This window comes from Duganella sp. CF458, from assembly GCF_900113115.1.
Taxonomy (GTDB): Bacteria; Pseudomonadota; Gammaproteobacteria; order Burkholderiales; family Burkholderiaceae_D; genus Rugamonas.
This window is the reverse complement of sequence record NZ_FOOF01000027.1, coordinates 18,852-42,909: the sequence shown is the minus strand read 5'-3', so window position 1 is coordinate 42,909 and position 24,058 is coordinate 18,852. Positions and strand designations below refer to the sequence as shown.

The following is a 24,058-nucleotide window of genomic DNA, read 5'->3' as shown; positions in this document are numbered from 1 at the left end:
TCGTTCCTGATTTGCCATCCGGTTCTCCAAAGTGAAAACCGAAGTTTGACCAGGCCTTGCCAACTTTCATATGTGGTCGCGCTGGACGCTTACCTTCGGGGCGGTATTTCAGCAGCCTGCTAGCGCACGCTGGTCCATATCAGTTTCCAATACCTTCGTTTAAATCAATGTCCGCACTTGGCCGAGTGTACTCGTTCGCCTGGCAGGCGCATCCGCCCCGCAGCGGCTAATGACGGCTATTGGCTGACATCAGTCGACCTTCGATACTTCGCGCACCGCGTCCAACCAATCTTCCCAAATCGCCGGGTCTGCGGGGCGACCATCCGCGAACAGGTTTGTATTCATGCTCCCTAGAAGGGTGCCAATGTCATCTGCACCGGTCATCTCGTAATACTTTTCGAGAAATCGGAACATGACTTTGAAGCCTAACTCCGGGTCGAACTCTTCCATCAGCTTCACTTTCTATTATTCGCGAAGTCCGCTCTTGGCCGGATGCCGCCCCGTTCAGTTACAGGAGAAAACAACGGTCGCCTTCGGATAGTTTCCCAGCACGTACGGCCCAGGATTCTCTGCAGTCGATATTAGCTTTAGAGACTTACTCATACCCGTACACTTCGCATTTGCTTCAGCAATTGCCTCCGCTAGCAACGGCTCACGGCCGCTCGGAAATGCGCCAGCTTGGCGAGATACTACGAAAGTATCATTGCCAGCTGCAATTGGACCGGTGCTCGTGGTGGCGCAAGCGACTAGAAATAGAGCTGCGACTACTGAAATGACACATTTCATTCGAATCTCCAGGCTGCTTAAAAGAAGCATCATTGCTCAATTGTTGGCGCTGCCAGGGGCAGCAGTTTCTGGTCGTTGAGGCGAGCAAAAATATGCATTACCAGAAACGGAAGTCGAACCGTACGGCGTAGAGAACGGCCCCCAAACAACTGTATTAGCGCCAAGGAGTCTTGCCTGCTCAAAAGCTTGTCGCCGAGCGTTGGCAAGGGCTGATTCGGCAAAAACACCGTAGAGACTGGATACGCCGTGCACGTCACCAACTAAGCGGCAGCTTGCAACCATCTCTGAAGTTGCAACTTTCATTCCGACTGGAACATGTATCGTGGTCGTTGACGCGCATCCCGATACAGTAGCTAGGAGGATTGTGGAGAGAGAATTTAGTGCACTTTTCATTCTAGCTGTTTATATGTCATGTTATTTGGTTCCGGCGGCTTGTGGCCGTTAGGCGCGCTGCTCGTTTGCTAAGCGAACCAGGAGCTCGCCCAGCTTCAATGCTTCCTGCTCGCCGAGTTCAACTGGATCCCTGCCAGGGGTATTGACCTTCAGGTGGATGCCACCGTCAACCCAGATGCTGATGTCGCCGCTCGCCATTTCGAAGACTTCCGTTTCTTGTTTGTTGTCAGACATTTCTTCACTCGCCTTCCTTGCGTGCTCTTATTGGATTAGCCAGGCGCTGTCTCGGTGGCTGCTGATGGCCGCAAGCACTCAGGACCTGGATTCAAAACCCCACCGTCAATAGAACTGCGAGGAGTAGAGGTCATATGTGTAGAGCGAACCATCTAGGTTGTATTTTAGTACGGCAAAGCAGATATTCGATTCGATGATTCCGCATGACTCGTCTTTGACTCCGCCAATTGCGCAGAAGACCCGGACGTGAACGGAGGTAGGAATCAGGTCGCATTGAAGCACGACGGTGCAGACCTCATGCTGGCACATTGATGGGATCTTGAACAGTGCTCCGTCAAGTTCGACAGAAAGGCTTACGCCGGCTGGCAGATCAGCAAATAGTTGCTCGTTCAGGTCGCGTGTGACCCGATCATTTGGAAACAACGCCGCAAGTTCATTCGAAATTTCTACGAGACTCAAAGTTTCTTCAATCGCTCAAATTATTTGTTGAAATGCAGGTGGGTAGCACACGCCGCTCAGGCCGGCTCCGTTCGGACGGCGGCCGTTGGCCGGATGCGGTTATCCGCCATAACTGGATACGAAGTAGACAACCGTTGCGGCAAACAGACCGATGCCCATCCCAGTCGAAAAGGCATGGCCCATTGAGCCCCTGGACCACGGTAAAAAATGCCACACAGCACCGCCAACGAATGCAAAACCGACTACAAAAACACCGAATACAAGTCGAGTGTTCAGCAGATGCATAAGGCTGTAATACGAAAGCGCAGCTGAGCCCAAAAGCATCAAAAGCGAGTATGCGGTCATCTTTAAGGTGTATGTCATTTCAAATATCCAACGTCGGCTGCTGGCCGATTTCAGTCGCCGTTTGACTTTAGCGCAATATGCAGATCGATCGGTAATTCTTCAGCGCGCCTGGTGACAAAATTATCCATGTAACAGACCAATATTCAAAGCAAATGGCTTCGCGCGCGCCCAGCGATTGGATGACAGCGAAAACGTCAGCGCGCGCACCTGGTGATACCAGCCGGCGGGGACGTAGAGCATGTCGCCCGGCTGCACGATCACTTCGATCATCGTGGCTTGTCGCGCCAATGGGTAGCGCTCGAAGTCCGGCGCCTCCGGGTCAAATGGGCTGCCGAACAGGACTGGATTCGCCTCGCGGATATAAAGGAATTCGTCGTGGTGCGGCGGCGACAGGAAAATTCGCTTGCTGCCCCACACTTGCGCGAAGATGTTGTCGTCAAAGTCGCAGTGCAGCGGCGTGACCGTTCCTGCGGGGCCGATCCAGAAGCGCGGCGGGCCCATCTTTTCGAAATACGTCGGCCAGTGGCACAGGCTATTCAGCTCACGCAACTCCAGGTTGCCGAGGTATGGCGGCAAGCCTTCAGTTGCCTCAGCGAGGTCGAGGTATTCGCGCATCGTGGTATCGAGCATTGCGCGGTCCGGTGCGAATGCGGTGCCGATATAGTCGCCAACCCGGGCGCGCACCGGCACGCCGCCGAAACGTTCGCGTAACACCTCCGGGCCGAGCGCACAGATCGGCCAACGCGCAACCGCCCCAGGAATCAGGAATGGCAAACCTTCGCGAGCCCGGGCGCGGAACGCGGTTGCGCTCATGGGACGAACACGCGGCACGGCATCGATTGCCGGTAAAGTGCGGGCAACGGCGCGGATTGCGTCACGCATTTCCTGCATCGACGAAACGCCGCGCATCTCGGCATCGCGGCGTTCGCGCGCTTCGTTTTTGGCGGCTTGGGCCGCCTCGCCGGCTGGCACGGCGCGCGAGGCTTCCAGTGGCGGCAGGCGTGATGCGGCAAGCGACGCGCCGGTCGCTGGTTCGCGCGGCGGCTGGCGGGACGTCATGGCCTTACGCCCCCTGGCGCAACACTAGCAGCGCTACAGCTTCCGCGTTAATGCCCTCTTCGCGGCCGAGATAGCCGAGCTTCTCGTTGGTCTTGGCCTTCACGTTCACATGGCCGGCCGGCACGCCCAGGTCGGCGGCGATATTGGCCGCCATGCTGGCAATATGCGGCGCCATTTTCGGGCGCTGCGCAATGATGGTGCAATCTACATTGCCGATATCGTAGCCGGTGGCGCGCACGCGCTTGGCGGCCTCGCGCAGCAGCACGCGCGAATCAGCGCCGCGGAATTCTTCGGCGGTATCCGGAAAGTGCTTGCCGATGTCGCCTAGCGCTGCCGCGCCGAGGATCGCGTCGGTGATTGCGTGCAGCAGCGCGTCGGCATCCGAGTGCCCAAGCAAGCCGCGTTCGTGCGGGATATCGACGCCACCGAGTATCAGTTTGCGGCCTTCAACCAGGCGGTGCGAGTCGTAGCCCTGGCCGATACGGAATGGGAGGTGCGTCATTTTGAATCCTGTCCTAAATACATTTCTGCGATCGCGATATCGCTCGGCAGCGTCACCTTCATATTGCGCGGATGGCCTTCGACCAGCTTGGGCGAAAAGCCCAGCATCTCGACTGCGCTGGCGTCGTCGGTAATCGCGTTCGGATCCGGCGCAAGCGCCAGTGCCCGCAGCAGCAGCGCGTAAGAAAACATTTGCGGCGTCTGCGCCAGCCACAGGCCGTCGCGCGGCGTGGTCTGCACGGTGCCCGAGCGCGTGGACTTTACCGTGTCCACCACCGGCAGCGCAAGCAGCCCGCCGCCTTCATGGTCGCCCACTGCCGCGATCAGCTTTGCGATCATGGCGGGGGTCAAACCGGGGCGCGCGGCGTCGTGCACCAGCACCAGGTCGTCGTCGCCCACGCTGGCGCGCATGGCACGCAAGCCGTTCAGGATCGACTCCATGCGCGTGGCGCCGCCGCAGCGCAAGACCGTCACGCCAAGTTCGGGGGTGATGGATTCGATATAGCCGTCGCCGGCGCTCACCACCACGAAGGTGTGTGCGATCAACTCGCTTTGGCGGAATGCGTCCAGCGTGTGCTGCAGCATCGGCACGCCATTGATCGGCAGATACTGCTTGGGGCTGGCGGCCGCCATGCGTGCGCCGACACCGGCGGCGGGAATCAGTGCGAAATATCGCTTCATTTTTTGTTACGTGACTTCCTCAAAATGGTTTGTATCTCGCCGTTGCATGCCTTGCTCAAACGGGCATATTCAGCCGGCGAATCGATCAATGCCTGCCGCACCTCCACTTTCGCCATTTCGGCCTTGATATAGGGCAGCCAACCGCTGTCGATTTCGTGCGCCAGCGCCGAGCGTGCGGTGCCGGCTGGAGCGTACAACGGCTTGGCTTCGAAACGCCGCGCCAGTGCTGTGCGCACGACTTCCTCGACCTTGACCAGGTGATCCATATAAGCGTTCATGTGCCGCAGTTCGTGCGTCAGGATTTCGGCGTAGCCGCAAGTCCCGGGCGGGAACTCGTTGCCGACGTAGATGCGCACCGGGGCGTACGTCAACTGCACCTTGATCTGTGGCGCCACGCATTCGTAGCCACTGGCGGGATCCATGAGCATCGGGCCGTCGAGGCCGATCTGCACGCGCGACTCGGTGCGGGTCAGGCCCAGCACATAACCGGTGGCCGGCATCTTCTCGGTGCGCATGGCCGAGAGCTGCCTGTACGAGAGCTGGGTGTTGACGGTGTAGCCGTTCTGGCGCGCCGACAGTACCGAGACTGTCTTGCTGATCGTGTCCTCGCAGCGGATCTGAAATGGGGTACGCTGCACTTGCGCCGCCTGCGCCTGGTTTGCCGCGAGGGCGCCAACCAGCAACAGGCTGCGCGAACCGTTCATGGATTCAGTCCAGCTTCCAGGCGCCGGCACGCAGCTTGTCGAGCCAGAAGGCACCGATCACGGTTTTGACGTCGGTGATTTTGCCGCCACGGACCCAGTCCAGCATTTCGTCGACGCTGACGGTGATCGTTTCGATGAACTCCCCATCATCCAGCTTTACTTCGCCGGCGGTCAGGCCGCGTGCCAGGTAGATGTCCAGGTGCTCGTCCGAATAGGCGATGGCATTGTGGATGGTGCTGACGAATTGCCAGTCGCTGGCGGTGTAGCCTGTTTCTTCTTCCAGCTCGCGCATGGCGCATGCCAGCGGGTCTTCGCCCGGGTCGATCTTGCCGGCCGGGAGTTCGATGAAGACGCGGTCGTTCGGGTAGCGGTACTGGCGTTCCAGCAGGACCTTGCCGTTATCCAGCACGGGAATAATCACTACGGCGCCGGGGTGGCGGATGTATTCGCGCTTGGTGTGCTTGCCGTCGGGCAGGCTGACCGTGTCGCGGTGGACTTTGAGGAAGCCGCCGTCGTAGGCGATGCTGCCGTCTATTTTGGTTTCTTTTAGGTGGTTGTCCATGGTTTGCTTTTTAAACCGGTAGACCAGGGTCTGCCCCTGCGGGCCAGACCCTGGTCTACCGGTTTATTCGTGGTGTTTACGCAGGTAGCGTACCACGAAGCCAGGAAAAGCAAACACCAGGAAAGCGAAAGCCGCGACCCAGTAGAACTCCCAGTTCTGTGGAAACGCGGTGCCGATGCGGGATTCGAGCGCGATGCCGATGCCGCCTACGACGACATACAGCATTGCCAGTTCCGCCAACCGCACCAGGAATGGCTTGCGCGCGGCTTTCAGCGGAACCAGGGCAAATACCTTCTCGTTCAGAAAAGGCAGGTTGGCGGCCACCACTGCAAGCAGGATGACCAGCCAGGATGATGCATTGACGTCCATCTATCAGGAAGCCAGGGTCTTCTGCATGGCCGCCATGCAGGCATTCAGCAGCGGACCTGGAATCATGCCCAGCACCACGACGGCCAAGCCGTTCAGTGCCAGCACAATGCCCTTGTCGCTGGTGACGGACAGCGGTGCGTTGTCGGCTGGCTCGTCGAACCACATGACTTTCACGATGCGGATGTAGTAGAACGCGCCCACCAGCGAGAACATCACGGCGAACACGGTCAGCCACACAGCGCCGGTAGCCAGCACCGATTGCAGCACCGCGAACTTGGCGGCGAAGCCCATCATCGGCGGCACGCCGGCCAGCGAGAACATCAGCACGGACATCAGCAGCGCGTAGGCCGGGCTGCGCTTGGACAGGCCCTTGAAGTCGTCGATTTCTTCCGCTTCGAAGCCCTGGCGCGCCAGCAGCATGATCAGGCCGAACGAACCGACCGTGGTCAGCACGTAGGTGATCGAGTAGTACATGGCAGCCGAGTAGGCAGCGGCAGCATTGGCGGTATCGTGGCCGCCAACCACGCCAGCCATCAGGCCCAGCAGCACGAAGCCCATCTGCGCGATGGTGGAGTAAGCCAGCATGCGCTTCAAGTTGGTCTGTGCGATGGCGGTCAAGTTACCGATCGCCAGCGACAGCACGGCCAGGATCATCAGCATCTGCTGCCAGTCGAATGCCATTGGCAGCATGCCTTCCACCAGCAGGCGCACGCAGATGGCGAAGGTCGCCAGCTTCGGTGCACCGCCCAGCAGCAGGGTCACGCCGGTAGGCGCACCCTGGTAGACGTCCGGTACCCACATATGGAATGGCACCGCGCCGAGTTTGAAGGCCAGGCCAGCCACGACGAACACCAGGCCGAATACCAGGATCGACTTGTCGACGGTGCCCGAGCCGATGACGGCCGCCACACGGGAGATATCCAGCGAGCCGGTCGCGCCGTACAGCATCGACATGCCATACAGCAGGAAGCCGGAAGCCAATGCACCCAGGATGAAGTACTTCATCGCTGCTTCGGTCGCGCGGGCATCGTCGCGGCGCAGGGCCACCAGGGCGTACAGCGACAGCGACATCAGTTCCAGGCCCAGGTAGATGGTCAGGAAATTGTTTGCCGAGATCATCACCATCTGGCCCAGCATGGAGAACAGCGCCAGGACGTAGAACTCGCCGCCCAGGTTGCCGCCCAACATGCCGCGGTCGGTGGAATACTGGCGCGCATACACCAGCGTCATCGCCGTGGTCAGGTAGGAGAACAGTTTCAGCAGGTTGCCCATCGGGTCGTTGATGAACATGTTCGAGAACGCGTACACCGTGCTGCCGGCCGAGAAGTCGGCAAAGCTGAAGAAGGCCGCACCCGCCAGGGTCGCCAGCGTCAGCATGTAAGTGATCGCACGTTTGCTCTGGTCCAGGAACATGTCGATCAGCAGGATCGCCGAAGCGGCGATCAGCAGAAAGACTTCTGCGTAGAGCGGGATCAGGTTAGTGGTATTCATGAAAACTTGGTCCTATTTGCAATCAAGGGGCCACGACGGCTGGCAGCTTGCTTTGAGCGGCATGCGCCAGCAGGTCGGCCACGGAAACCTGCATCACGTCCGTGAACGGCGCCGGGTACAGACCCATCACCAGCACAGCGATCGCCAGGATGCCCAGCATCAGGAACTCGCGGTTGTTAACGTCGGTCAGCTCTTCCACGTGCGGGTTGGTGATGGCGCCGAAGATCACGCGCTTGGCCATCCACAGGGAGTAAGCCGCGCCGAAGATCAGGGCGGTAGCGGCCAGGATGCCGGTCACGAAGTTGAACTGCACCGCGCCCAGGATCACCATGAACTCGCCCACGAAGCCGGAGGTGGCTGGCAGGCCGCAGTTGGCCATCGAGAACAGGATGAACAATGCGGCGAACTTTGGCATCTTGTTCACCACGCCACCGTAGTCGGCGATCTGGCGCGAGTGCATGCGGTCGTACAGCACGCCGATGCACAGGAACATCGCGCCGGAGATGAAGCCGTGCGACACCATCTGCACGATACCGCCCTGCACTGCCATGTCGTTGAACATGAAGAAGCCCAGGGTCACGAAGCCCATGTGCGCGATGGACGAATACGCCACCAGTTTCTTCATGTCTTTCTGCACCAGGGCCACCAGGCCGATGTAGATCACGGCGATCAGCGACAGCACGATGACGAACGGCGCCAGCTTGTGCGAAGCGTCAGGCACGATCGGCAGGGAGAAACGCAGGAAGCCGTAAGCACCCAGTTTCAGCATGATCGCGGCCAGCACGGCGGAGCCGCCGGTCGGCGCTTCCACGTGGACGTCCGGCAGCCAGGTGTGGACCGGGAACATCGGCACCTTCACGGCGAACGCCATGAAGAAGGCGAAGAAGATCGCGATCTGCTCACCCATGGTCAGCGGCAGCTTGTGCCAGTCCAGGATGCTGAAGCTACCCGACTTGTTGTACAGGTAGATGATGGCAACCAGCGTCAGCAGCGAGCCGAAGAAGGTGTACAGGAAGAACTTGAACGCTGCGTAGATGCGGTTGGCACCACCCCACACGCCGATGATGATGTACATCGGGATCAGGGTCGCTTCGAAGAAGAAGTAGAACAGCAGGCCGTCCATGGCGGCGAACACGCCGATCATCAGGCCCGACAGGATCAGGAACGCGCCCATGTACTGCGCCACGCGCTCGGTGATCACTTCCCAGGCCGAGATCACCACGATGACCGTGATGAAGGCGGTCAGCGGAATGAACCACATCGACAGGCCGTCGATGCCCAGCGAGTAGAAGATGTTGAAGCGGTCGATCCAGGCCGACTTCTCGACGAACTGCATGCCGTGGGCCACGTTGTCGAACTGCGTCATCAGCGGGATGGTCGGCACCAGGGATACCAGGGCGCCTACCAGCGCCAGCACGCGCACCATGCCGGCACGCGTATCGCGGCCGATGGCCAGTACGATCAGGCCGAAGACGATCGGAACCCAGATCGACAGGCTGAGGTAAGGAGGTAGAGTATTAATCGTTGACTGCATTTGTTATCTCTTTTGCGTCAGCTGTTAAGCGTGCCAAAACGGCAGGAAGTACACCAGGAAGCCCAGGATACCGATGATCATCACGAAGGCGTAGTGATAGATGTAGCCGGTCTGGAACACCTTGGTGATGCTGGAGAACCAGCCCACCACTTTCGCCGAACCGTTCACCAGCAGGCCATCGATGATGGCGCGGTCGCCCGCTGCCCACAGGCCCTCGCCCAGCAGGCGTGCGCCGCGGGCAAAGACAGCCTCGTTGAACTTGTCCATGTAGTACTTGTTATCCAGCAGGGTGTGCAGGAACTTGAATTTCGCGTAGAACCATGCAGGGACCTTCGGATTGACCATGTAGCAGTAGTAAGCCGAAGCCACGCCTGCAATCGCCAGCCACAGCGGCAGCGTGGTCAGGGAATGGATTGCCATGGCAACCGGGCCGTGGAATTCTTCCGCCAGTTCGTGCATCGCGTGGTGGTTCTCGCCGACGAAGATCACGTCCTTGAAGAAGCTGCCGAACAGCATAGGTTCGATCGCGATCGCGCCGATGATGACCGACGGGATAGCCAGCAGGATCAGCGGCAGCGTCACTACCAGGCCTGGCGAATGCGGCTTCTCGCCCGGGGCCAGGCCGTGGTGGCCGTGGTCGTCTTCCTCGCCTTCGTCAGCGTGGTGCGAATCGTGCGCGTGGTGGTGTTCCTTGCCGAAGTTCTCCGGGCCGTGGAACACGACGAAGTACATACGGAAGGAGTAGAACGCCGTCACGAACACGCCGGCCAGCACGGCGAAGTTGGCAAAGCCAGCGCCCGGCAGGTGGGTGGCATGCACCGCTTCGATGATCATGTCTTTCGAGTAGAAGCCGGAGAAGAACGGGGTACCGATCAGCGCCAGGGAGCCCAGCAGCGAGGTGATCCAGATGATCTTCAGGTACTTCTTCAGGCCGCCCATATTGCGGATGTCCTGGTCGTGGTGCATCGCCATGATGACAGCGCCGGCGCCCAGGAACAGCAGGGCCTTGAAGAACGCGTGGGTCATCAGGTGGAACACGGCCACCGAGTAAGCGGAGGCGCCCAGTGCCACGGTCATGTAGCCCAGCTGCGACAGGGTCGAGTAGGCCACCACGCGCTTGATGTCGTTCTGGATGATGCCCATGAAGCCCATGAACAGCGCGGTAATCGAACCGATCACCAGGATGAACGACAGCGCAGCGTCCGACATTTCGAACAGCGGCGACATGCGGGTCACCATGAAGATGCCGGCGGTAACCATGGTTGCCGCGTGAATCAGCGCCGAGATCGGGGTCGGGCCTTCCATCGAATCCGGCAGCCAGACGTGCAGCGGGAACTGCGCCGACTTGCCCATCGCGCCGATGAACAGGCAAATACAGGCAACCGAGATCAGCATCCAGTCGGTGCCCGGCAGGGTGCCGTTGATCAGCGCATCCTTCTTGGCGAACACTTCCTGGTAGTCCATGGAACCGGTGTAGGCCAGGATCAGGCCAATGCCCAGGATGAAGCCGAAGTCGCCCACGCGGTTGACCAGGAAGGCCTTCATGTTGGCGAAGATGGCGGTCGGGCGGGTGTACCAGAAGCCGATCAGCAGGTAGGACACCAGGCCGACAGCTTCCCAGCCGAAGAACAGCTGCAGGAAGTTGTTCGACATCACCAGCATCAGCATCGAGAAGGTGAACAGCGAGATGTAGGAGAAGAAGCGGTTGTAGCCTTCGTCTTCAGCCATGTAGCCGATGGTGTAGATGTGCACCATCAGCGACACGAACGTCACCACGTTCATCATCATCGCGGTCAGCGTGTCGATCTGGAAGCCGACCGCCAGCTTGACGCCGGCCACGGTCATCCAGCGGTACACGTCCGCGTTGTAGGTGGCGCCATCCATCACCTGCAGCAGGGTCTGGAACGAGATCAGGAAGGCGATCAGCACGCCCAGGATGGTCGCGGTATGCGACACCTTGCGGCCGACGACATTGCCGAAGAACTTGGTGCCCAGCAGGCCCGCGATTGCGGAACCTGCCAATGGCGCCAGCGGAACGGCCAGAAGGAGGGTTGGGTTAAGTTGCCCCGTCATGATTTACCTTATCTATTTTTCGAGGTTTTAACTTAGCCTTTGAGGCTGTCCAGGTCTTCCACGTTGATGGTGTCCAGGTTACGGAACATCACCACCAGGATCGCGAGGCCGATTGCCGATTCGGCAGCCGCCACGGTCAGGATGAAGAAGACAAAGATCTGCCCGGCCGCGTCGCCCAGGTAGTGCGAGAACGCGATGAAGTTCATGTTCACTGCCAGCAGCATCAGTTCGATGGCCATCAGCAGGACGATGACGTTCTTGCGGTTCAGGAAAATACCGACGATCGAGATCGCGAACAGGATCGCGCCCAGGATCAGTACCGAGGATAAAGTCATGGTGCCTCCTTCGTTTCCGCCGGGGCGACCGGAGCGTGGACGGTGGCGTCCATCTTCACGATCTTCAGGCGGTCATTACGCTTGACGCGGACGGCTAGGCCCGGGTCGATAGCCTTGGTGTCTTTGCGCTTGCGCAGGGTCAGGGCCACGGCGGCAACGATTGCCACCAGCAGCACCACGGCCGCGATTTCAAACGCGTAGATGTACTCGGTGTAGATCTTCAGGCCCAGCGCCTTGGTCTGGCCGATGCTGTTGGCTGCCTCGGGCACGGCGGTACCGGTGCCCGGGAAGGCGCGCCAGATGACAGCCGACATCTCGATCACGATCACGCCACCGACAATCGCCGCCAGCGGCAGGTAATTCCAGAAGCCGGCGCGCAGCTTGTCGAGGTCGATGTCGATCATCATCACGACGAACAGGAACAGCACCATCACGGCGCCGACGTACACCAGCACCAGCACGATGGACAGGAATTCGGCTTTCAGCAGCATCCAGATGCCGGCCGCCTGGAAGAAGGCCAGCACCAGGAACAAGGCAGCTTGCACCGGGTTGCGAGCCGTAATGACGCGCAGCGACGCCAGCACCAGGATGGCGGCGAACACGTAGAACAAAATAGAAGTGAAGTTCATATGATTAGCCTCGGCGATCAGCGGTACTTGGCATCGGCCGCGCGGTTAGCCGCGATGTCCGCTTCATAGCGGTCGCCTACGGCCAGCAGCATCTCTTTGGTGTAGTACAGGTCACCGCGTTTTTCGCCGTGGTATTCCAGTACGTGGGTCTCGACAATCGAGTCCACCGGGCAGGATTCTTCGCAGAAGCCGCAGAAGATGCACTTGGTCAGGTCGATGTCGTAGCGGGTGGTACGGCGGCTGCCGTCGTCACGCTGCTCCGACTCGATGGTGATCGCCATCGCCGGGCACACTGCTTCGCACAGTTTGCAGGCGATGCAGCGCTCTTCGCCGTTCGGGTAACGGCGCAGGGCGTGCAGGCCGCGGAAACGCGGCGAGATCGGGGTTTTCTCTTCAGGGAACTGGACGGTAATCTTCTTGGCAAACATGTATTTGCCCGTCAGCGCCATCCCCTTGAACAGCTCGGTCAGCAAGAAGCTGCCGAAGAAATCTTTCAATCGGTCCATTCTGTATTCGCTCTCTTACTTCCAAATATTCCAGGAGGTCTGCATCCAGGTCGCCACGAAGACCAGGTAAGCCAGGGTCAGTGGGATGAACACTTTCCAGCCCAAACGCATGATCTGGTCGTAGCGATAACGTGGGAACGTTCCGCGGGTCCAGATGAACAGCGACACGATGAAGAAGGTCTTGATGAACAACCAGAAGAAGCCACCGAACACGCCGCCGATATCCAGCGCTGCGATCGGAGCAGCCCAGCCGCCCAGGAACATGATCGACGCCAGCAGCGAGATCAGGATCATGTTGGCGTATTCCGCCAGGAAGAACATGGCATAGGCCATGCCGCCGTATTCAACCATGTGGCCGCCGACGATCTCGGACTCGCCCTCCACCACGTCGAACGGGTGACGGTTACATTCTGCCAGGCCGGAAATCAGGTACACCACGAAGATCGGCAGCAGCGGCAGCCAGTTCCAGGACAGGAAGCTGAGGCCCATGGCAGCCATGGTGCCCTTCTGCTGGCCGGCGACGATTTCCGACAGGTTCAGCGAACCGGAAACCATCAGCACGATCACCAGGGCGAAGCCCATCGCGATTTCGTAGGACACCATCTGTGCCGATGCACGCATCGCGCCCATGAAGGAGTACTTCGAGTTGGCGGACCAGCCGGCGATGATGATGCCGTACACCTCCATCGAGGCGATCGCCATGATCAGCAGCAGGCCGGCGTTGACGTCGGCCAGGGCGGCGCCCGGGGCGAACGGCACCACCGCCCAGCATGCCAGCGCCGGCATGATGGTCATCACCGGACCGATGAAGAACAGGGACTTGTTCGACTTGGTCGGGACGATGATCTCTTTGAACAGCAGTTTCAGCGCGTCGGCGATCGGCTGCAGCAGGCCGTTCGGGCCCACGCGGTTGGGGCCGATACGGATCTGGATCCAGCCCAGCAGCTTGCGCTCCCACAGGGTCAGGTAGGCAACCAGGCCCATCAGGGGCAGGGTCACGCACAGGATCTTGGCCATGGTCCAGACGAACGGCCAGAAGGTGCCGAGGTTGGCCTCGCCCATCACTTTAATCGAATCAATCATTTCTGGCAGAGCCATTACTTGCCCTCCCCTGCTTTAGCAACGGTGATCTCACCGAACATCGCGCCCAGCATCGAGGTCGATGCGTGTGCGGCGGACACGCGCACCACGTTCGCTGGCAGGCCGGCGTCGATGATGGCTTCCAGGATCGCAAAGCCGGAGCCCTGCTTCACTTCGACCTTGTCGCCGGCTTTCACGCCGATCTGCTGCGCGGTGGCAGTGGACAGGTGCGCTTTAGGCGCGGCAGCATCGGTGGTCGCCTGCAGCGGGCCGGAACGGCGCGCCATGGCGTCAGCGAAGTAGATCGGCACGTCGGCCAGGCGCTGCAAGCCGGTTGCGGTGAACGGCACGCCGGCAACTGCTGCCTTGCGCGACACGTTCGACAGCTTGGCCGACAGGTCGGACACGCCTTTTTCGAACAGTTCGTCGCGGATCGATTCCGACGTTTCGTAGTCGAAGCCGCCCAGACCCAGGATGTTGCCCAGTACGCGCAGCACTTTCCAGGCCGGACGGGCGTCGCCCATCGGCTTGACGGTGCCGTTGAAAGACTGCAGGCGGCCTTCGGCATTGACGAAGGAGCCGGAAGTCTCGGCGAACGGCGCGACCGGCAGCAGCACGTCGGCATAATCCATGCCGTGCTTGAAGGCCGACATCGCCACCACCATGTCGGCGGCGTTCAGCGCGGCCTTGGCAGCTTGCGGGTTGGCAGCGTCCAGTTCCGGCTCGGCGTTCAGCAGCACATAGGCTTTCTTCTGCACGGAGAAGGCCGGCGCAGCGCTCTTCGCGGTGGCGCCAACCAGGTAGCCGCCAACGGTGTTGGCCGCCTCGGTCAGGACCCCCAGCTTGGCGCCGGTCTGTTCGGCGATCCACTGCGCCGCTGCGTGCAGCTTCGACGCTTCCGGATGCGCCACGGCGGCGTTACCCAGGAACACCGCCTTGCGCTCGCCGCCCAGCAGGGATTCGGCGATCGCATCGGCGTTGGCCGAAGCCACCACGCCTTCAAAGCCGGCCGGAGCGGCCACGCCCTTGGCTTTCGCCACGGCGGCAACCACGCCGGACAACGCGGCCAGCCAGTCGGTCGGCGCAGCGATGATCTTGTTGGCGGTGGTGATCAGGTTTTCGGTATCGGCAGCGTGCAGCACGGACAGCTTGCCGCCGGCCTTCACGGCCGCGCGGATGCGGGTGGCGAACAGCGGGTGGTCCTTGCGCAGGAAGGAACCGATCACGAACACGCGCTGCAGCGCGCTCAGTTCGGCGATCGGCATGCCCAGCCATGGCTTCACTTCGCCGTCCAGCGCGAAGTCGGATTGGCGCAGGCGGAAGTCCACGTGCTCCGAACCCACGCCGTGCATCAGTTTCTTCAGCAGGGCCAGTTCTTCCACGGTGGAATGCGCGGTGCCGTAGGCAGCCAGCGCATCCGCACCGTGTTCGTGCTTGATGTTCTTCAGGCCGTGCGCCACGTATTCCAGCGCGACTTGCCATTCAACTTCCTTCCACTCGCCGCCCTGCTTCAGCATCGGCTTGGTCAGGCGCTCGGCGCTTTCCAGCGCTTCGTAGGAGTAGCGGTCTTTGTCGGAAATCCAGCACTCGTTGACGTCGTCGTTCTCGAACGGCAGCACGCGCTTCACGGAGCCCTGCTTCACTTGCACGATCAGGTTGGCGCCGGTGGAATCGTGCGGGGAGACCGATTTGCGGCGCGACAGTTCCCAGGTACGGGCGCTGTAGCGGAACGGACGCGAGGTCAGCGCGCCGACCGGGCACAGGTCGATCATATTGCCCGACATCTCGGAGCTCACCGCTTCGCCGACGAAGGTGGTGATCTCGGAATGCTCGCCGCGGCCCAGCATGCCCAGTTCCATCACGCCGGCCACTTCCTGGCCAAAGCGCACGCAACGGGTGCAGTGGATGCAACGCGACATTTCTTCCATCGCCACCAGCGCGCTGCCGGCCTTCGGCGGCACCACGCGCTTTTCTTCCTCGTAGCGGGACTCCATCTTGCCGTAACCTACGGCCAAGTCCTGCAGCTGGCACTCACCGCCCTGGTCGCAGATTGGGCAATCCAGCGGGTGGTTAATCAGCAGGAATTCCATCACCGACTTCTGTGCCTGCACAGCCTTGTCGGAGGCGGACTTCACAATCATGCCAGCCGATACCGGCGTGGCGCATGCTGGCAAAGGCTTCGGCGCCTTCTCCACTTCGACCAGGCACATACGGCAGTTTGCCGCGATCGACAATTTCTTGTGATAGCAGAAGTGCGGGATGTAGGTGCCCAACTTGTTGGCGGCGTCCATCACCATGCTACCCGCAGGGACTTCTACCTTTTTGCCGTCAATTTCGATTTCAACCATGATAATCGCAGCTTAGTAAGCCGAAACAGGCACCAGACAGTGCTTATGTTCGACGTGATATTCAAATTCTTCGCGGAACTGCTTGACGAAGGCGCGTACCGGCATGGCGGCAGCATCGCCCAGCGCGCAGATGGTGCGGCCCTGGATGTTGTCGGCGATGGAGTTCAGCATGTCCAGGTCGCTCGGACGGCCTTGGCCGTTTTCGATACGGTGGATCATGCGGTACATCCAGCCGGTGCCTTCACGGCACGGGGTGCACTGGCCGCACGACTCTTCAAAGTAGAAGTAGGACAGGCGTTCCAGGGCCTTCACCATGCAGCGCGTCTCGTCCATCACGATCACGGCGCCCGAACCGAGCATGGAGCCGGCTTTGGCGATCGAATCGTAATCGAGGTCAGTCTGCATCATGATCTCGCCGCGGATCACCGGAGCGGACGAACCGCCGGGGATCACGGCCTTGATCTTCTTGCCGCCGCGCATACCGCCGGCCAGCTCCATCAGCTTGGCGAACGGGGTGCCCAGCGGGACTTCGTAATTGCCTGGACGCTCGACGTCGCCCGAGATCGAGAAGATCTTGGTGCCGCCGTTGTTAGGCTTGCCCAGGCCGAGGTAGTTCTCGGCGCCGATGTTCAGGATGAACGGAACGGCCGCGAAAGTCTCGGTGTTGTTGATGGTGGTCGGCTTGCCGTACAGGCCGAACGAGGCCGGGAACGGCGGCTTGAAGCGCGGCTGGCCTTTTTTGCCTTCCAGCGATTCGAGCAGCGCGGTTTCTTCGCCGCAGATGTAGGCACCGTAGCCATGGTGGGCGTGCAGCTGGAAGCTGAAGTCCGAACCCATGATCTTGTCGCCCAGGAAGCCGGCGGCGCGCGCCTCTTCCAGCGCTTCTTCAAAGCGCAGGTAATCCTGGAAGATCTCGCCGTGGATGTAGTTGTAGCCCACGGTGATGCCCATCGCATACGCGCCGATGGCCATGCCTTCGATCAGCGAGTGCGGATTGTAGCGGATGATGTCGCGGTCCTTGAAGGTACCCGGTTCGCCTTCGTCGGTGTTGCAGACCAGGTACTTCTGGCCAGGGAACTGGCGCGGCATGAAGGACCATTTCAGGCCGGTCGGGAAACCCGCACCGCCGCGGCCGCGCAGGCCGGAGGTCTTCAGGTCGGCGATGATCGCTTCCGGCGCGATTTTTTCTTCGATGATGCGGCGCAGCGCGGAGTAACCACCGCGTTTGACGTAGTCGGCCAGGTGCCAGTTGTCGCCGTTCAGATCCTTCAGGATCAGCGGATTGATGTGACGGTCGTGCAGGGAAGTCATTTCTTGAGCTCCTCCACGAGGGCGTCCAGTTTGTCGTTGCTCATGTGGGAACACATGCGGTGGTTATTGACCAGCAGTACCGGCGCGTCGCCGCAGGCCCCCATGCACTCCCCTTCCATCAGCGTGAACGCACCGTCTTCGGTGGTGCCGCGGAAGTCGATGCCCAGCTTGGCCTTCAGGTGCTCGGCAGCTTTCACGCCGCCCGACAGTGCGCATGGCAGGTTGGTGCACACGGTGATCTTGTGCTTGCCGACCGGCTTCAGGTTGTACATATTGTAGAAAGTCGCGACTTCCTGCACGGCGATGGCCGGCATGCGGATGTAGTCCGCGATTTCCTTCATGGTTTGTGGCGACAGCCAGCCCAGTTCAACCTGGGCGTGGGCCAGCGAGGCCATCACGGCCGACTGGCGCTGGTCGGCCGGATACTTGGCCAACTCGCGGTCGATTTTTTTATAGCATTCTTGGGATAACAGCATTTCTTGCCCTTAGCGGTCGATTTCACCGAAAACGATGTCCTGGGTACCGATGATGGTCACGGCGTCGGCAATCATGTGGCCGCGCGACATTTCGTCCAGACCCTGCAGGTGGGCAAAGCCCGGTGCGCGGATCTTCATACGGTATGGCTTGTTGGCGCCATCGGAGATCAGGTAGATGCCGAATTCGCCTTTCGGGTGTTCCACCGCGCTGTACGCTTCGCCCGGCGGCACGTGGAAGCCTTCGGTAAACAGCTTGAAGTGGTGGATCAGCGATTCCATATTGGTCTTCATGTCCACGCGGTTGGGCGGCGCGACCTTGCGGTTGCTGGTCATGACAGGACCCGGATTGGCTTTCAGCCATGCCACGCACTGCTTGATGATCTTGTTCGACTGGCGCATCTCTTCGATACGCACCAGGTAACGGTCATAGCAGTCGCCGTTGGTGCCGATCGGGATGTCGAAGTCCATCTTGTCATAGACTTCGTACGGCTGCTTCTTGCGCACGTCCCAGGCGATGCCCGAGCCGCGCAGCATGGCGCCGGTGAAGCCCATGGCCTTCGCATCTTCCGGCGACACCACGCCCACGCCGACGGTACGCTGTTTCCAGATACGGTTGTCGGTCAGCAGGGTTTCGTATTCGTCGACATAGGTCGGGAAACGCTTGGTGAAGTCTTCCACGAAATCCAGCAGGGAGCCCTGGCGGTTTTCGTTACGCTCGGCCAGCGCTTTGGCGTTGCGGATCAGCGATGCCTTGTACTGCGGCATGGCGTCCGGCAGGTCGCGGTACACGCCGCCCGGGCGGTAGTACGCCGCGTGCATACGCGCGCCGGACACGGCCTCGTAGCAATCCATCAGGTCTTCGCGGTCGCGGAACGCGTACAGGAACGGGCCCATGGCGCCCACGTCCAGCGCGTGCGCGCCCAGCCACAGCAGGTGGTTCAGCAGGCGGGTGATTTCGTCGAACATCACGCGGATGTACTGCGCGCGGATCGGCACGTCCAGACCCAGCAGCTTCTCGATCGCCATCACGTAGGCGTGTTCGTTGGACATCATGGACACGTAGTCCAGACGGTCCATGTACGGCACGGATTGCAGGTAGGTCTTCTGCTCGGCCAGCTTTTCGGTGGCGCGGTGCAGCAGGCCGATATGCGGGTCGGCGCGCTGGATCACCTCACCGTCCAGCTCCAGCACCAGGCGCAGCACGCCGTGCGCCGCAGGGTGCTGCGGACCAAAGTTCAGGGTGTAATTCTTAATTTCAGCCATTTCTTACTTCCCGTAGTTTTCTTCGCGGATCACGCGCGGCACGTTTTCGCGCGGCTCGATGGTCACAGGCTGGTAGACGACGCGCTTCTGCTCCTGGTCATAGCGCATTTCAACGTAGCCCGACACCGGGAAGTCCTTGCGGAATGGGTGGCCGATGAAACCGTAGTCGGTCAGGATGCGGCGCAGGTCGTTGTGGCCTTCGAAAATAATGCCGAACAGGTCGAACGCTTCGCGCTCGAACCAGTTGGCGGCGCGCCAGATCGTGGTCACGGAGGCCACGATAGGCAAGTCTTCGTCCGGCGCGAACACGCGCACGCGCAGGCGCCAGTTCTTTTCCACGGACAGCAGGTGGGTCACGGCCGCGAAACGCAGGCCGTCCCAGGTGCCTTCACCGTAGGTCGAGTAGTCAACGCCGCACAAGTCGATCAGCGTATCAAAACGCAAAGCTGCGTCGTCGCGCAGCTCTTGCATTACCTGGTAGTAGTCCCCAGATTTGACTGTAATCGTCACTTCGCCCAGCGCGACGACGATGGAGGCCCGCTCGCCCAGCTTTTGCTCGAGGGCGGAGACCAGTGTTTGCAGATGTGTGTTCATAAGGTCTTACCGCGCGATCGTGTTGGTCTTCTTGATCTTGTTATGCAGCTGCAGGATGCCGTACAGCAGGGCTTCTGCAGTCGGCGGGCAGCCCGGCACGTACACGTCGACCGGCACGATACGGTCGCAGCCGCGCACCACGGAGTACGAGTAGTGGTAGTAGCCGCCGCCGTTGGCGCAGGAACCCATCGAGATCACCCAGCGCGGATCCGGCATCTGGTCATAGACCTTGCGCAGCGCAGGGGCCATCTTGTTGCACAGGGTGCCTGCCACGATCATCACGTCGGACTGACGTGGCGACGGACGGAACATGAAACCGAAACGCTCCAGGTCGTAACGGGCAGCACCAGCATGCATCATCTCCACCGCACAGCAAGCCAGACCGAACGTCATCGGGTACATCGACCCCGTACGCGCCCAGTTGATTACCGTGTCAAAGGTAGTGGTGATGAAGCCTTCGTTAAATACGCCTTCAATAGACATGGCTTATTCCCAATCAAGGGCACCTTTCTTCCAGATATACCAAAAACCGACCACGAATTCGGCGATGAACACCATCATCGTCACGTAACCCTGCCAGCCCAGTTCACGCATGGAGACGCCCCATGGGAAGAAGAATGCAGTTTCAAGGTCGAACAGAATGAACAGAATTGCGACGAGGTAGTAACGCACGTCGAATTTCATGCGCGCGTCTTCGAAAGCTTCGAAGCCGCACTCGAATGGGGAAAGCTTGGCCGCATCGGGCTTGTTCGGGCCAAGGATATGGCCGAGCACTTGCGGGACTACGCCGACACCAATGCCGACGAGAAGGAACAACAGGACGGGGAAGTAATTTTCGAGGTTCACGATGGGTAAGCAGCTTAGTTGAAATACGCTCGACCCCAATCACTTGCTACTGAGACCAGGATCAAACGACACATCCTCGTAAAAAAACCAGCTAAGCCCTGAATCTATGATTCAAACGACCTGCTGGCTTTTGATCTTTTTTGGTGCCGACGACGAGACTCGAACTCGTACAGCTTGCGCCACTACCCCCTCAAGATAGCGTGTCTACCAATTTCACCACGTCGGCAATAGGCCGCTATTCTACACTGTGATCGTCGCTTTGTTAATGCACATTGCGCATAATCAAGAAGAAAAACGGCAAAAAGTTCAAAGTTGCCAGTTTTACTTCGCCGGCGACGCCGCCGGCGCGGCCGCGGCAGGCGCCGACGCAGCTGGCGCGGAAGCCGCCGGAGCCTCAACAGGAGCCGGGGTTGCAGCGGCCGGGGCAGCAGGCGCAGGGGCCGGGGCAGCGGAAGGGATCGCTGCCGCGCCGCCGACCGGCGCAGGGGCTGCCGCTGGCGCCTTGACGTTATCCATCACGCCGGCACCGGCCGAAACGTTGCCCTTGCTGGCCAGGACCGACAGGCCCAGGGTGGCGCCGAAGAAAATCGCTGCCGCCAGGGCGGTCGACTTGGACAGGAAGTTGGAGGAGCCGGAGGCGCCGAACAGGCTGCCGGAAGCACCCGAACCGAAGGCCGCACCCATATCGGCGCCCTTACCATGCTGCAGCAATACCAGGCCGATGATCGCCACCGCGGAAATGACCTGTACTACGATAACCAGATTGAACAAAGTGTTCATGCTATTCCTTAATTAATAAAATTGCCCTGCTTATGCAGCAGCGATGATGGCGAGGAAATCCGCCGCCTTCAGTGCCGCACCGCCAATCAGGCCGCCGTCGATATCCGGCTGGGCCAACAGCTCCTTGGCGTTTTCCGGCTTCATGCTGCCGCCATACAGGATCTGCATGCCGGCGGCCGATGCCGCATCCTTCTGTGCCACCCGGGCGCGCAGCAGTGCGTGCACTTCCTGCGCCATGTCCGGGGTGGCGGTCTTGCCGGTGCCGATTGCCCAGACGGGCTCGTACGCCAGCACAATCTTTGCCAACTGCCCGGCGCCCAGCACCTCCAGTACCGCATCCAGCTGTTCACCCACCACGTCGGCGGTCTTGCCGGCTTCGCGCTGTTCCAGCGTTTCGCCGACGCACACCACCGGCACCAGGCCGGCATTCACGGCGGCCAGCGCCTTCTGCGCCACCAGGGCGCTGCTCTCCTTGTGATAGGAGCGGCGCTCGGAGTGGCCGACGATGGCGAATTTGCTGCCGAAGTCCTGCAGCATCGCTGCCGAGATCTCACCCGTGTAGGCGCCCGCAGCGTGGGCGGACACATCCTGCGAACCCCAGGCAATCGCGCTGCCGGTGAGTTCAGCCTGACATTGTGCCAGATACGGGGCTGGGACGCAGACCGCGGTATCGGCCCTTGCGTCACCCAGGCCAGCCTTGATGCCAGCCAACAGGGTAGTGTTGGCGGCACGGCTGCCGTTCATTTTCCAGTTACCGATGACGAGTTTGCGGCGCATAGTAGCTTAATTTTTAATAACCCGTAATTGTAGCGTGCGCCCCAAAGTCGGGTCAAACGCTAGACTCCGCGCCCTATGAAAAATAATATTTTTGACATCTCTTTTGGCTTCGCCCTGGCACTGCCGCTCTCGATCATGGCCGGCACCATACCGTTGGCCTTTGACAACGAAGCCGGCAGCCTGGCACTGCTGGCGACAGCCTGCACCCTGCTCCTTGCCTGGACAATGCTGGCCCAGCTTTGCATCGCGCGCCGCCATGGCGAGGGCAAGCGCGAGTTCCGCCAATACCTGGTCGCCGCCCTGCTCCTGCTGCCGCTGGCCGCCACCGCCGCCATGTTCGGCATGATCAAGCTGCCGGGCGGCTATGCCGGCGGCGCCTATTGGCTCTTGATGAGCATCGTCGCCGCCAGCACGGTTTGCCTGGGCTTATTGGCCGCAGCGCTTGCCTGGGCCACCAATTGATAGGTTGCGAGACATGCTGATGAAAAAAATCGGGCACTTCCTGTTAAGTGCCGTGCTGGCCCTCATCCAGGCCCTGCTAGCGGCCCTCATCGTGGGACTGATCGGAAAAAACGGCGAACTGGGTGCGCTGGTTTTCCTGGCCGGATGGCCGGCGCTCACCTATTACGGCATGCGCAGCGACGGCGCGAGGCAGACTGTCCACCGCTTCCTGCGCAGCATCATCGTCCCGCTCATCCTGATTCCTGTCGTTGCGATCATAGCCCTGTTTGGGCTCATCGCCGGCAAGAGCGCCACTTCGGCGGGCGCACCTGCCGCGGCGGCAGCTGGCGTCGGCGCGGTGGTCCTGGTGATCGTGCTGGGTGGCTTCGGCTGGGGAGCGGCCTTCGTCGCGTTTGTCGCCAGCCGCTTCACGAAGAAAAAGCCGCCCGCCAAATAGCGGATGCCGGACTAAAGCACTTGCAGCATGATCTTGCCCACATGGTGGCTGCTTTCCATCAGCGCGTGGGCCTGTGCCGCCTGCTCCAGCGGGAAGCTTTCGTAGATGACGGGCTTGATGTCGCCCGCTTCGATCAAGGGCCATGCTTTTTCGCGCAACTGGCGCGCGATGGCGCCTTTGAAGGCCACCGAGCGCGGGCGCAGGGTCGAACCGGTGATGGTCAGGCGGCGTTTCAGCACCTGGCCCATGTCCAGCATGCCCTTGGCGCCGCCCAGCAGCGCGATGATGGCGATGCGTCCGTCATCGGCCAGGCAGCTGATTTCGCGCGGCAGGTAATCGCCGCCCACCATGTCCAGGATCACGTCGACCCCGATATCACCGGTCAGCTCGCGCACCACAGCGGCGAAATCCTCGGTACGGTAATTGATGCCGCGCGCCGCGCCCAGGGCTTCGCACGCCCTCGCCTTCTCGTCGCTGCCAGCCGTGGCAAACACGCGATGGCCCAGCGCCCGCGCCAGCTGGATCGCCGTCACGCCGATGCCCGAGGTTCCGCCTTGCACCAGCAGGGTCTCGCCCTTGCCGAGCCCAGCGCGGTCGAACACATTGCTCCAGACGGTGAAGAAAGTCTCGGGCAGCGAGGCCGCCTCCAATGGCGACAGGCCGCGCGGCACCGGCAGCACCTGCTCCACCGGCGCGGTCACGTATTCGGCATAGCCGCCGCCCTGCACCAGCGCACATACCATGTCGCCGATCTTGAAGCCGCCTGCCGCGAGGTCGCCATCGACGATCTCGCCCGCCACTTCCAGGCCGGGGATATCGGTGGCGCCCGGCGGCGGAGCATAGCTGCCCATGCGCTGGAACACGTCCGGCCGGTTGATGCCGGCCGCGTGCACGCGGATGCGCAGCTCGCCCTCCCTCGCCACGGGCAGCGGGCGCTCGCATAAACGCAGCACATCGGCCGCGCCGGGTTTCTGGATTTCGATCGCACGCATCATGGCAGCACCTCCCTGGGAAAGAGGCGATT

Annotated in this window: 29 protein-coding genes and 1 tRNA gene; 2 read left to right on the top strand and 28 right to left on the bottom strand. The window is 60.8% G+C overall.

Annotated elements, in window-relative coordinates:
• Positions 1-249 precede the first annotated feature (249 nt).
• The 27 genes from BM269_RS28025 to tpiA form a co-directional block, all read right to left on the bottom strand.
• The gene (locus tag BM269_RS28025) at positions 250-450 is read right to left on the bottom strand and encodes a hypothetical protein (RefSeq protein ID WP_090445567.1); all 201 of its coding nucleotides are present in this window, start codon (positions 448-450) and stop codon (positions 250-252) included.
• Positions 451-1,227: 777 nt separating this feature from the next.
• Entirely contained in the window at positions 1,228-1,413 is a 186-nt protein-coding gene (locus BM269_RS28020; protein ID WP_090445564.1) for a hypothetical protein, read from the bottom strand.
• Positions 1,414-1,518: 105 nt separating this feature from the next.
• Positions 1,519-1,872 (bottom strand): hypothetical protein, encoded by a 354-nt coding sequence (locus tag BM269_RS28015; RefSeq protein ID WP_090445561.1) that lies wholly within the window; start codon positions 1,870-1,872, stop codon positions 1,519-1,521.
• A gap of 99 nt (positions 1,873-1,971) precedes the next feature.
• On the bottom strand, positions 1,972-2,235 hold the full coding sequence (locus tag BM269_RS28010; RefSeq protein ID WP_090445558.1) for a hypothetical protein: 264 nt from the start codon (positions 2,233-2,235) through the stop codon (positions 1,972-1,974).
• Between the two features lie 102 nt (positions 2,236-2,337).
• Positions 2,338-3,276: a cupin-like domain-containing protein gene (locus BM269_RS28005; protein WP_090445556.1), complete on the bottom strand. Its 939-nt coding sequence runs from the start codon at positions 3,274-3,276 to the stop codon at positions 2,338-2,340.
• A 4-nt stretch (positions 3,277-3,280) separates the two neighbouring features.
• Positions 3,281-3,778, bottom strand: coding sequence for a 2-C-methyl-D-erythritol 2,4-cyclodiphosphate synthase (gene ispF, locus BM269_RS28000; protein WP_090445553.1), 498 nt, complete (start codon positions 3,776-3,778; stop codon positions 3,281-3,283).
• Positions 3,775-4,458 carry a 2-C-methyl-D-erythritol 4-phosphate cytidylyltransferase gene (ispD, locus tag BM269_RS27995; RefSeq protein ID WP_090445550.1) on the bottom strand — a complete coding sequence of 228 codons (684 nt, stop codon included), beginning with the start codon at positions 4,456-4,458 and terminating at the stop codon, positions 3,775-3,777. The genes ispF and ispD overlap by 4 nt, the downstream gene beginning before the upstream one ends.
• The gene (locus tag BM269_RS27990; protein WP_090445547.1) at positions 4,455-5,162 is read right to left on the bottom strand and encodes a hypothetical protein; all 708 of its coding nucleotides are present in this window, start codon (positions 5,160-5,162) and stop codon (positions 4,455-4,457) included. The genes ispD and BM269_RS27990 overlap by 4 nt, the downstream gene beginning before the upstream one ends.
• Before the next feature lie 4 nt (positions 5,163-5,166).
• A complete protein-coding gene (locus BM269_RS27985) occupies positions 5,167-5,724 on the bottom strand; it encodes an NUDIX domain-containing protein (RefSeq protein ID WP_090445544.1) in 558 nt (185 codons plus the stop codon).
• A 63-nt stretch (positions 5,725-5,787) separates the two neighbouring features.
• Positions 5,788-6,093 carry a DUF2818 family protein gene (locus BM269_RS27980; protein ID WP_090445541.1) on the bottom strand — a complete coding sequence of 102 codons (306 nt, stop codon included), beginning with the start codon at positions 6,091-6,093 and terminating at the stop codon, positions 5,788-5,790.
• 3 nt (positions 6,094-6,096) lie between these two features.
• Entirely contained in the window at positions 6,097-7,584 is a 1,488-nt protein-coding gene (gene nuoN, locus BM269_RS27975) for an NADH-quinone oxidoreductase subunit NuoN (protein ID WP_090445538.1), read from the bottom strand.
• 22 nt (positions 7,585-7,606) lie between these two features.
• The gene (locus BM269_RS27970) at positions 7,607-9,118 is read right to left on the bottom strand and encodes an NADH-quinone oxidoreductase subunit M (protein WP_090445537.1); all 1,512 of its coding nucleotides are present in this window, start codon (positions 9,116-9,118) and stop codon (positions 7,607-7,609) included.
• 24 nt (positions 9,119-9,142) lie between these two features.
• Positions 9,143-11,191, bottom strand: a complete 2,049-nt coding sequence (gene nuoL / locus BM269_RS27965) for an NADH-quinone oxidoreductase subunit L (protein WP_090445534.1) — start codon at positions 11,189-11,191, stop codon at positions 9,143-9,145.
• A gap of 32 nt (positions 11,192-11,223) precedes the next feature.
• Entirely contained in the window at positions 11,224-11,526 is a 303-nt protein-coding gene (nuoK, locus tag BM269_RS27960; protein ID WP_057259369.1) for an NADH-quinone oxidoreductase subunit NuoK, read from the bottom strand.
• Positions 11,523-12,155, bottom strand: a complete 633-nt coding sequence (locus tag BM269_RS27955) for an NADH-quinone oxidoreductase subunit J (RefSeq protein ID WP_090445532.1) — start codon at positions 12,153-12,155, stop codon at positions 11,523-11,525. Before BM269_RS27955 ends, nuoK begins: the two co-directional genes overlap by 4 nt.
• A 17-nt stretch (positions 12,156-12,172) precedes the next feature.
• Complete coding sequence (gene nuoI, locus BM269_RS27950; RefSeq protein WP_090445529.1) at positions 12,173-12,661, bottom strand: NADH-quinone oxidoreductase subunit NuoI; 489 nt, start codon at positions 12,659-12,661, stop codon at positions 12,173-12,175.
• Between the two features lie 15 nt (positions 12,662-12,676).
• Positions 12,677-13,759 carry an NADH-quinone oxidoreductase subunit NuoH gene (gene nuoH, locus BM269_RS27945; RefSeq protein WP_090445527.1) on the bottom strand — a complete coding sequence of 361 codons (1,083 nt, stop codon included), beginning with the start codon at positions 13,757-13,759 and terminating at the stop codon, positions 12,677-12,679.
• The gene (gene nuoG, locus BM269_RS27940; protein WP_090445524.1) at positions 13,759-16,089 is read right to left on the bottom strand and encodes an NADH-quinone oxidoreductase subunit NuoG; all 2,331 of its coding nucleotides are present in this window, start codon (positions 16,087-16,089) and stop codon (positions 13,759-13,761) included. The genes nuoH and nuoG overlap by 1 nt, the downstream gene beginning before the upstream one ends.
• A 12-nt stretch (positions 16,090-16,101) precedes the next feature.
• Positions 16,102-17,400, bottom strand: coding sequence for an NADH-quinone oxidoreductase subunit NuoF (gene nuoF / locus BM269_RS27935; protein ID WP_028104274.1), 1,299 nt, complete (start codon positions 17,398-17,400; stop codon positions 16,102-16,104).
• A complete protein-coding gene (nuoE, locus tag BM269_RS27930) occupies positions 17,397-17,876 on the bottom strand; it encodes an NADH-quinone oxidoreductase subunit NuoE (protein ID WP_090445522.1) in 480 nt (159 codons plus the stop codon). The genes nuoF and nuoE overlap by 4 nt, the downstream gene beginning before the upstream one ends.
• A 9-nt stretch (positions 17,877-17,885) precedes the next feature.
• Positions 17,886-19,139, bottom strand: a complete 1,254-nt coding sequence (locus BM269_RS27925; RefSeq protein WP_090445519.1) for an NADH-quinone oxidoreductase subunit D — start codon at positions 19,137-19,139, stop codon at positions 17,886-17,888.
• A 3-nt stretch (positions 19,140-19,142) separates the two neighbouring features.
• A complete protein-coding gene (locus tag BM269_RS27920) occupies positions 19,143-19,733 on the bottom strand; it encodes an NADH-quinone oxidoreductase subunit C (protein ID WP_090445516.1) in 591 nt (196 codons plus the stop codon).
• Positions 19,734-19,739: 6 nt separating this feature from the next.
• On the bottom strand, positions 19,740-20,216 hold the full coding sequence (locus tag BM269_RS27915) for a NuoB/complex I 20 kDa subunit family protein (RefSeq protein ID WP_028104278.1): 477 nt from the start codon (positions 20,214-20,216) through the stop codon (positions 19,740-19,742).
• Positions 20,217-20,219: 3 nt separating this feature from the next.
• The gene (locus BM269_RS27910; RefSeq protein WP_028104279.1) at positions 20,220-20,579 is read right to left on the bottom strand and encodes an NADH-quinone oxidoreductase subunit A; all 360 of its coding nucleotides are present in this window, start codon (positions 20,577-20,579) and stop codon (positions 20,220-20,222) included.
• Positions 20,580-20,720: 141 nt separating this feature from the next.
• Positions 20,721-20,805, bottom strand: a tRNA-Leu gene (locus tag BM269_RS27905).
• A 95-nt stretch (positions 20,806-20,900) separates the two neighbouring features.
• Complete coding sequence (gene secG, locus BM269_RS27900) at positions 20,901-21,359, bottom strand: preprotein translocase subunit SecG (protein ID WP_090445514.1); 459 nt, start codon at positions 21,357-21,359, stop codon at positions 20,901-20,903.
• Between the two features lie 30 nt (positions 21,360-21,389).
• Positions 21,390-22,136 carry a triose-phosphate isomerase gene (tpiA, locus tag BM269_RS27895; protein WP_090445511.1) on the bottom strand — a complete coding sequence of 249 codons (747 nt, stop codon included), beginning with the start codon at positions 22,134-22,136 and terminating at the stop codon, positions 21,390-21,392.
• Between the two features lie 75 nt (positions 22,137-22,211).
• On the opposite strand from tpiA, the gene BM269_RS27890 reads away from it, so the two are divergent.
• A complete protein-coding gene (locus BM269_RS27890) occupies positions 22,212-22,598 on the top strand; it encodes a hypothetical protein (RefSeq protein ID WP_090445508.1) in 387 nt (128 codons plus the stop codon).
• A gap of 13 nt (positions 22,599-22,611) precedes the next feature.
• Positions 22,612-23,034 carry a hypothetical protein gene (locus BM269_RS27885; RefSeq protein ID WP_090445505.1) on the top strand — a complete coding sequence of 141 codons (423 nt, stop codon included), beginning with the start codon at positions 22,612-22,614 and terminating at the stop codon, positions 23,032-23,034.
• Between the two features lie 11 nt (positions 23,035-23,045).
• Here BM269_RS27885 and BM269_RS27880 read toward each other — a convergent pair whose 3' ends face one another.
• Positions 23,046-24,026, bottom strand: a complete 981-nt coding sequence (locus BM269_RS27880) for an NAD(P)H-quinone oxidoreductase (RefSeq protein ID WP_090445570.1) — start codon at positions 24,024-24,026, stop codon at positions 23,046-23,048.
• Between the last annotated feature and the right edge of the window lie 32 nt (positions 24,027-24,058).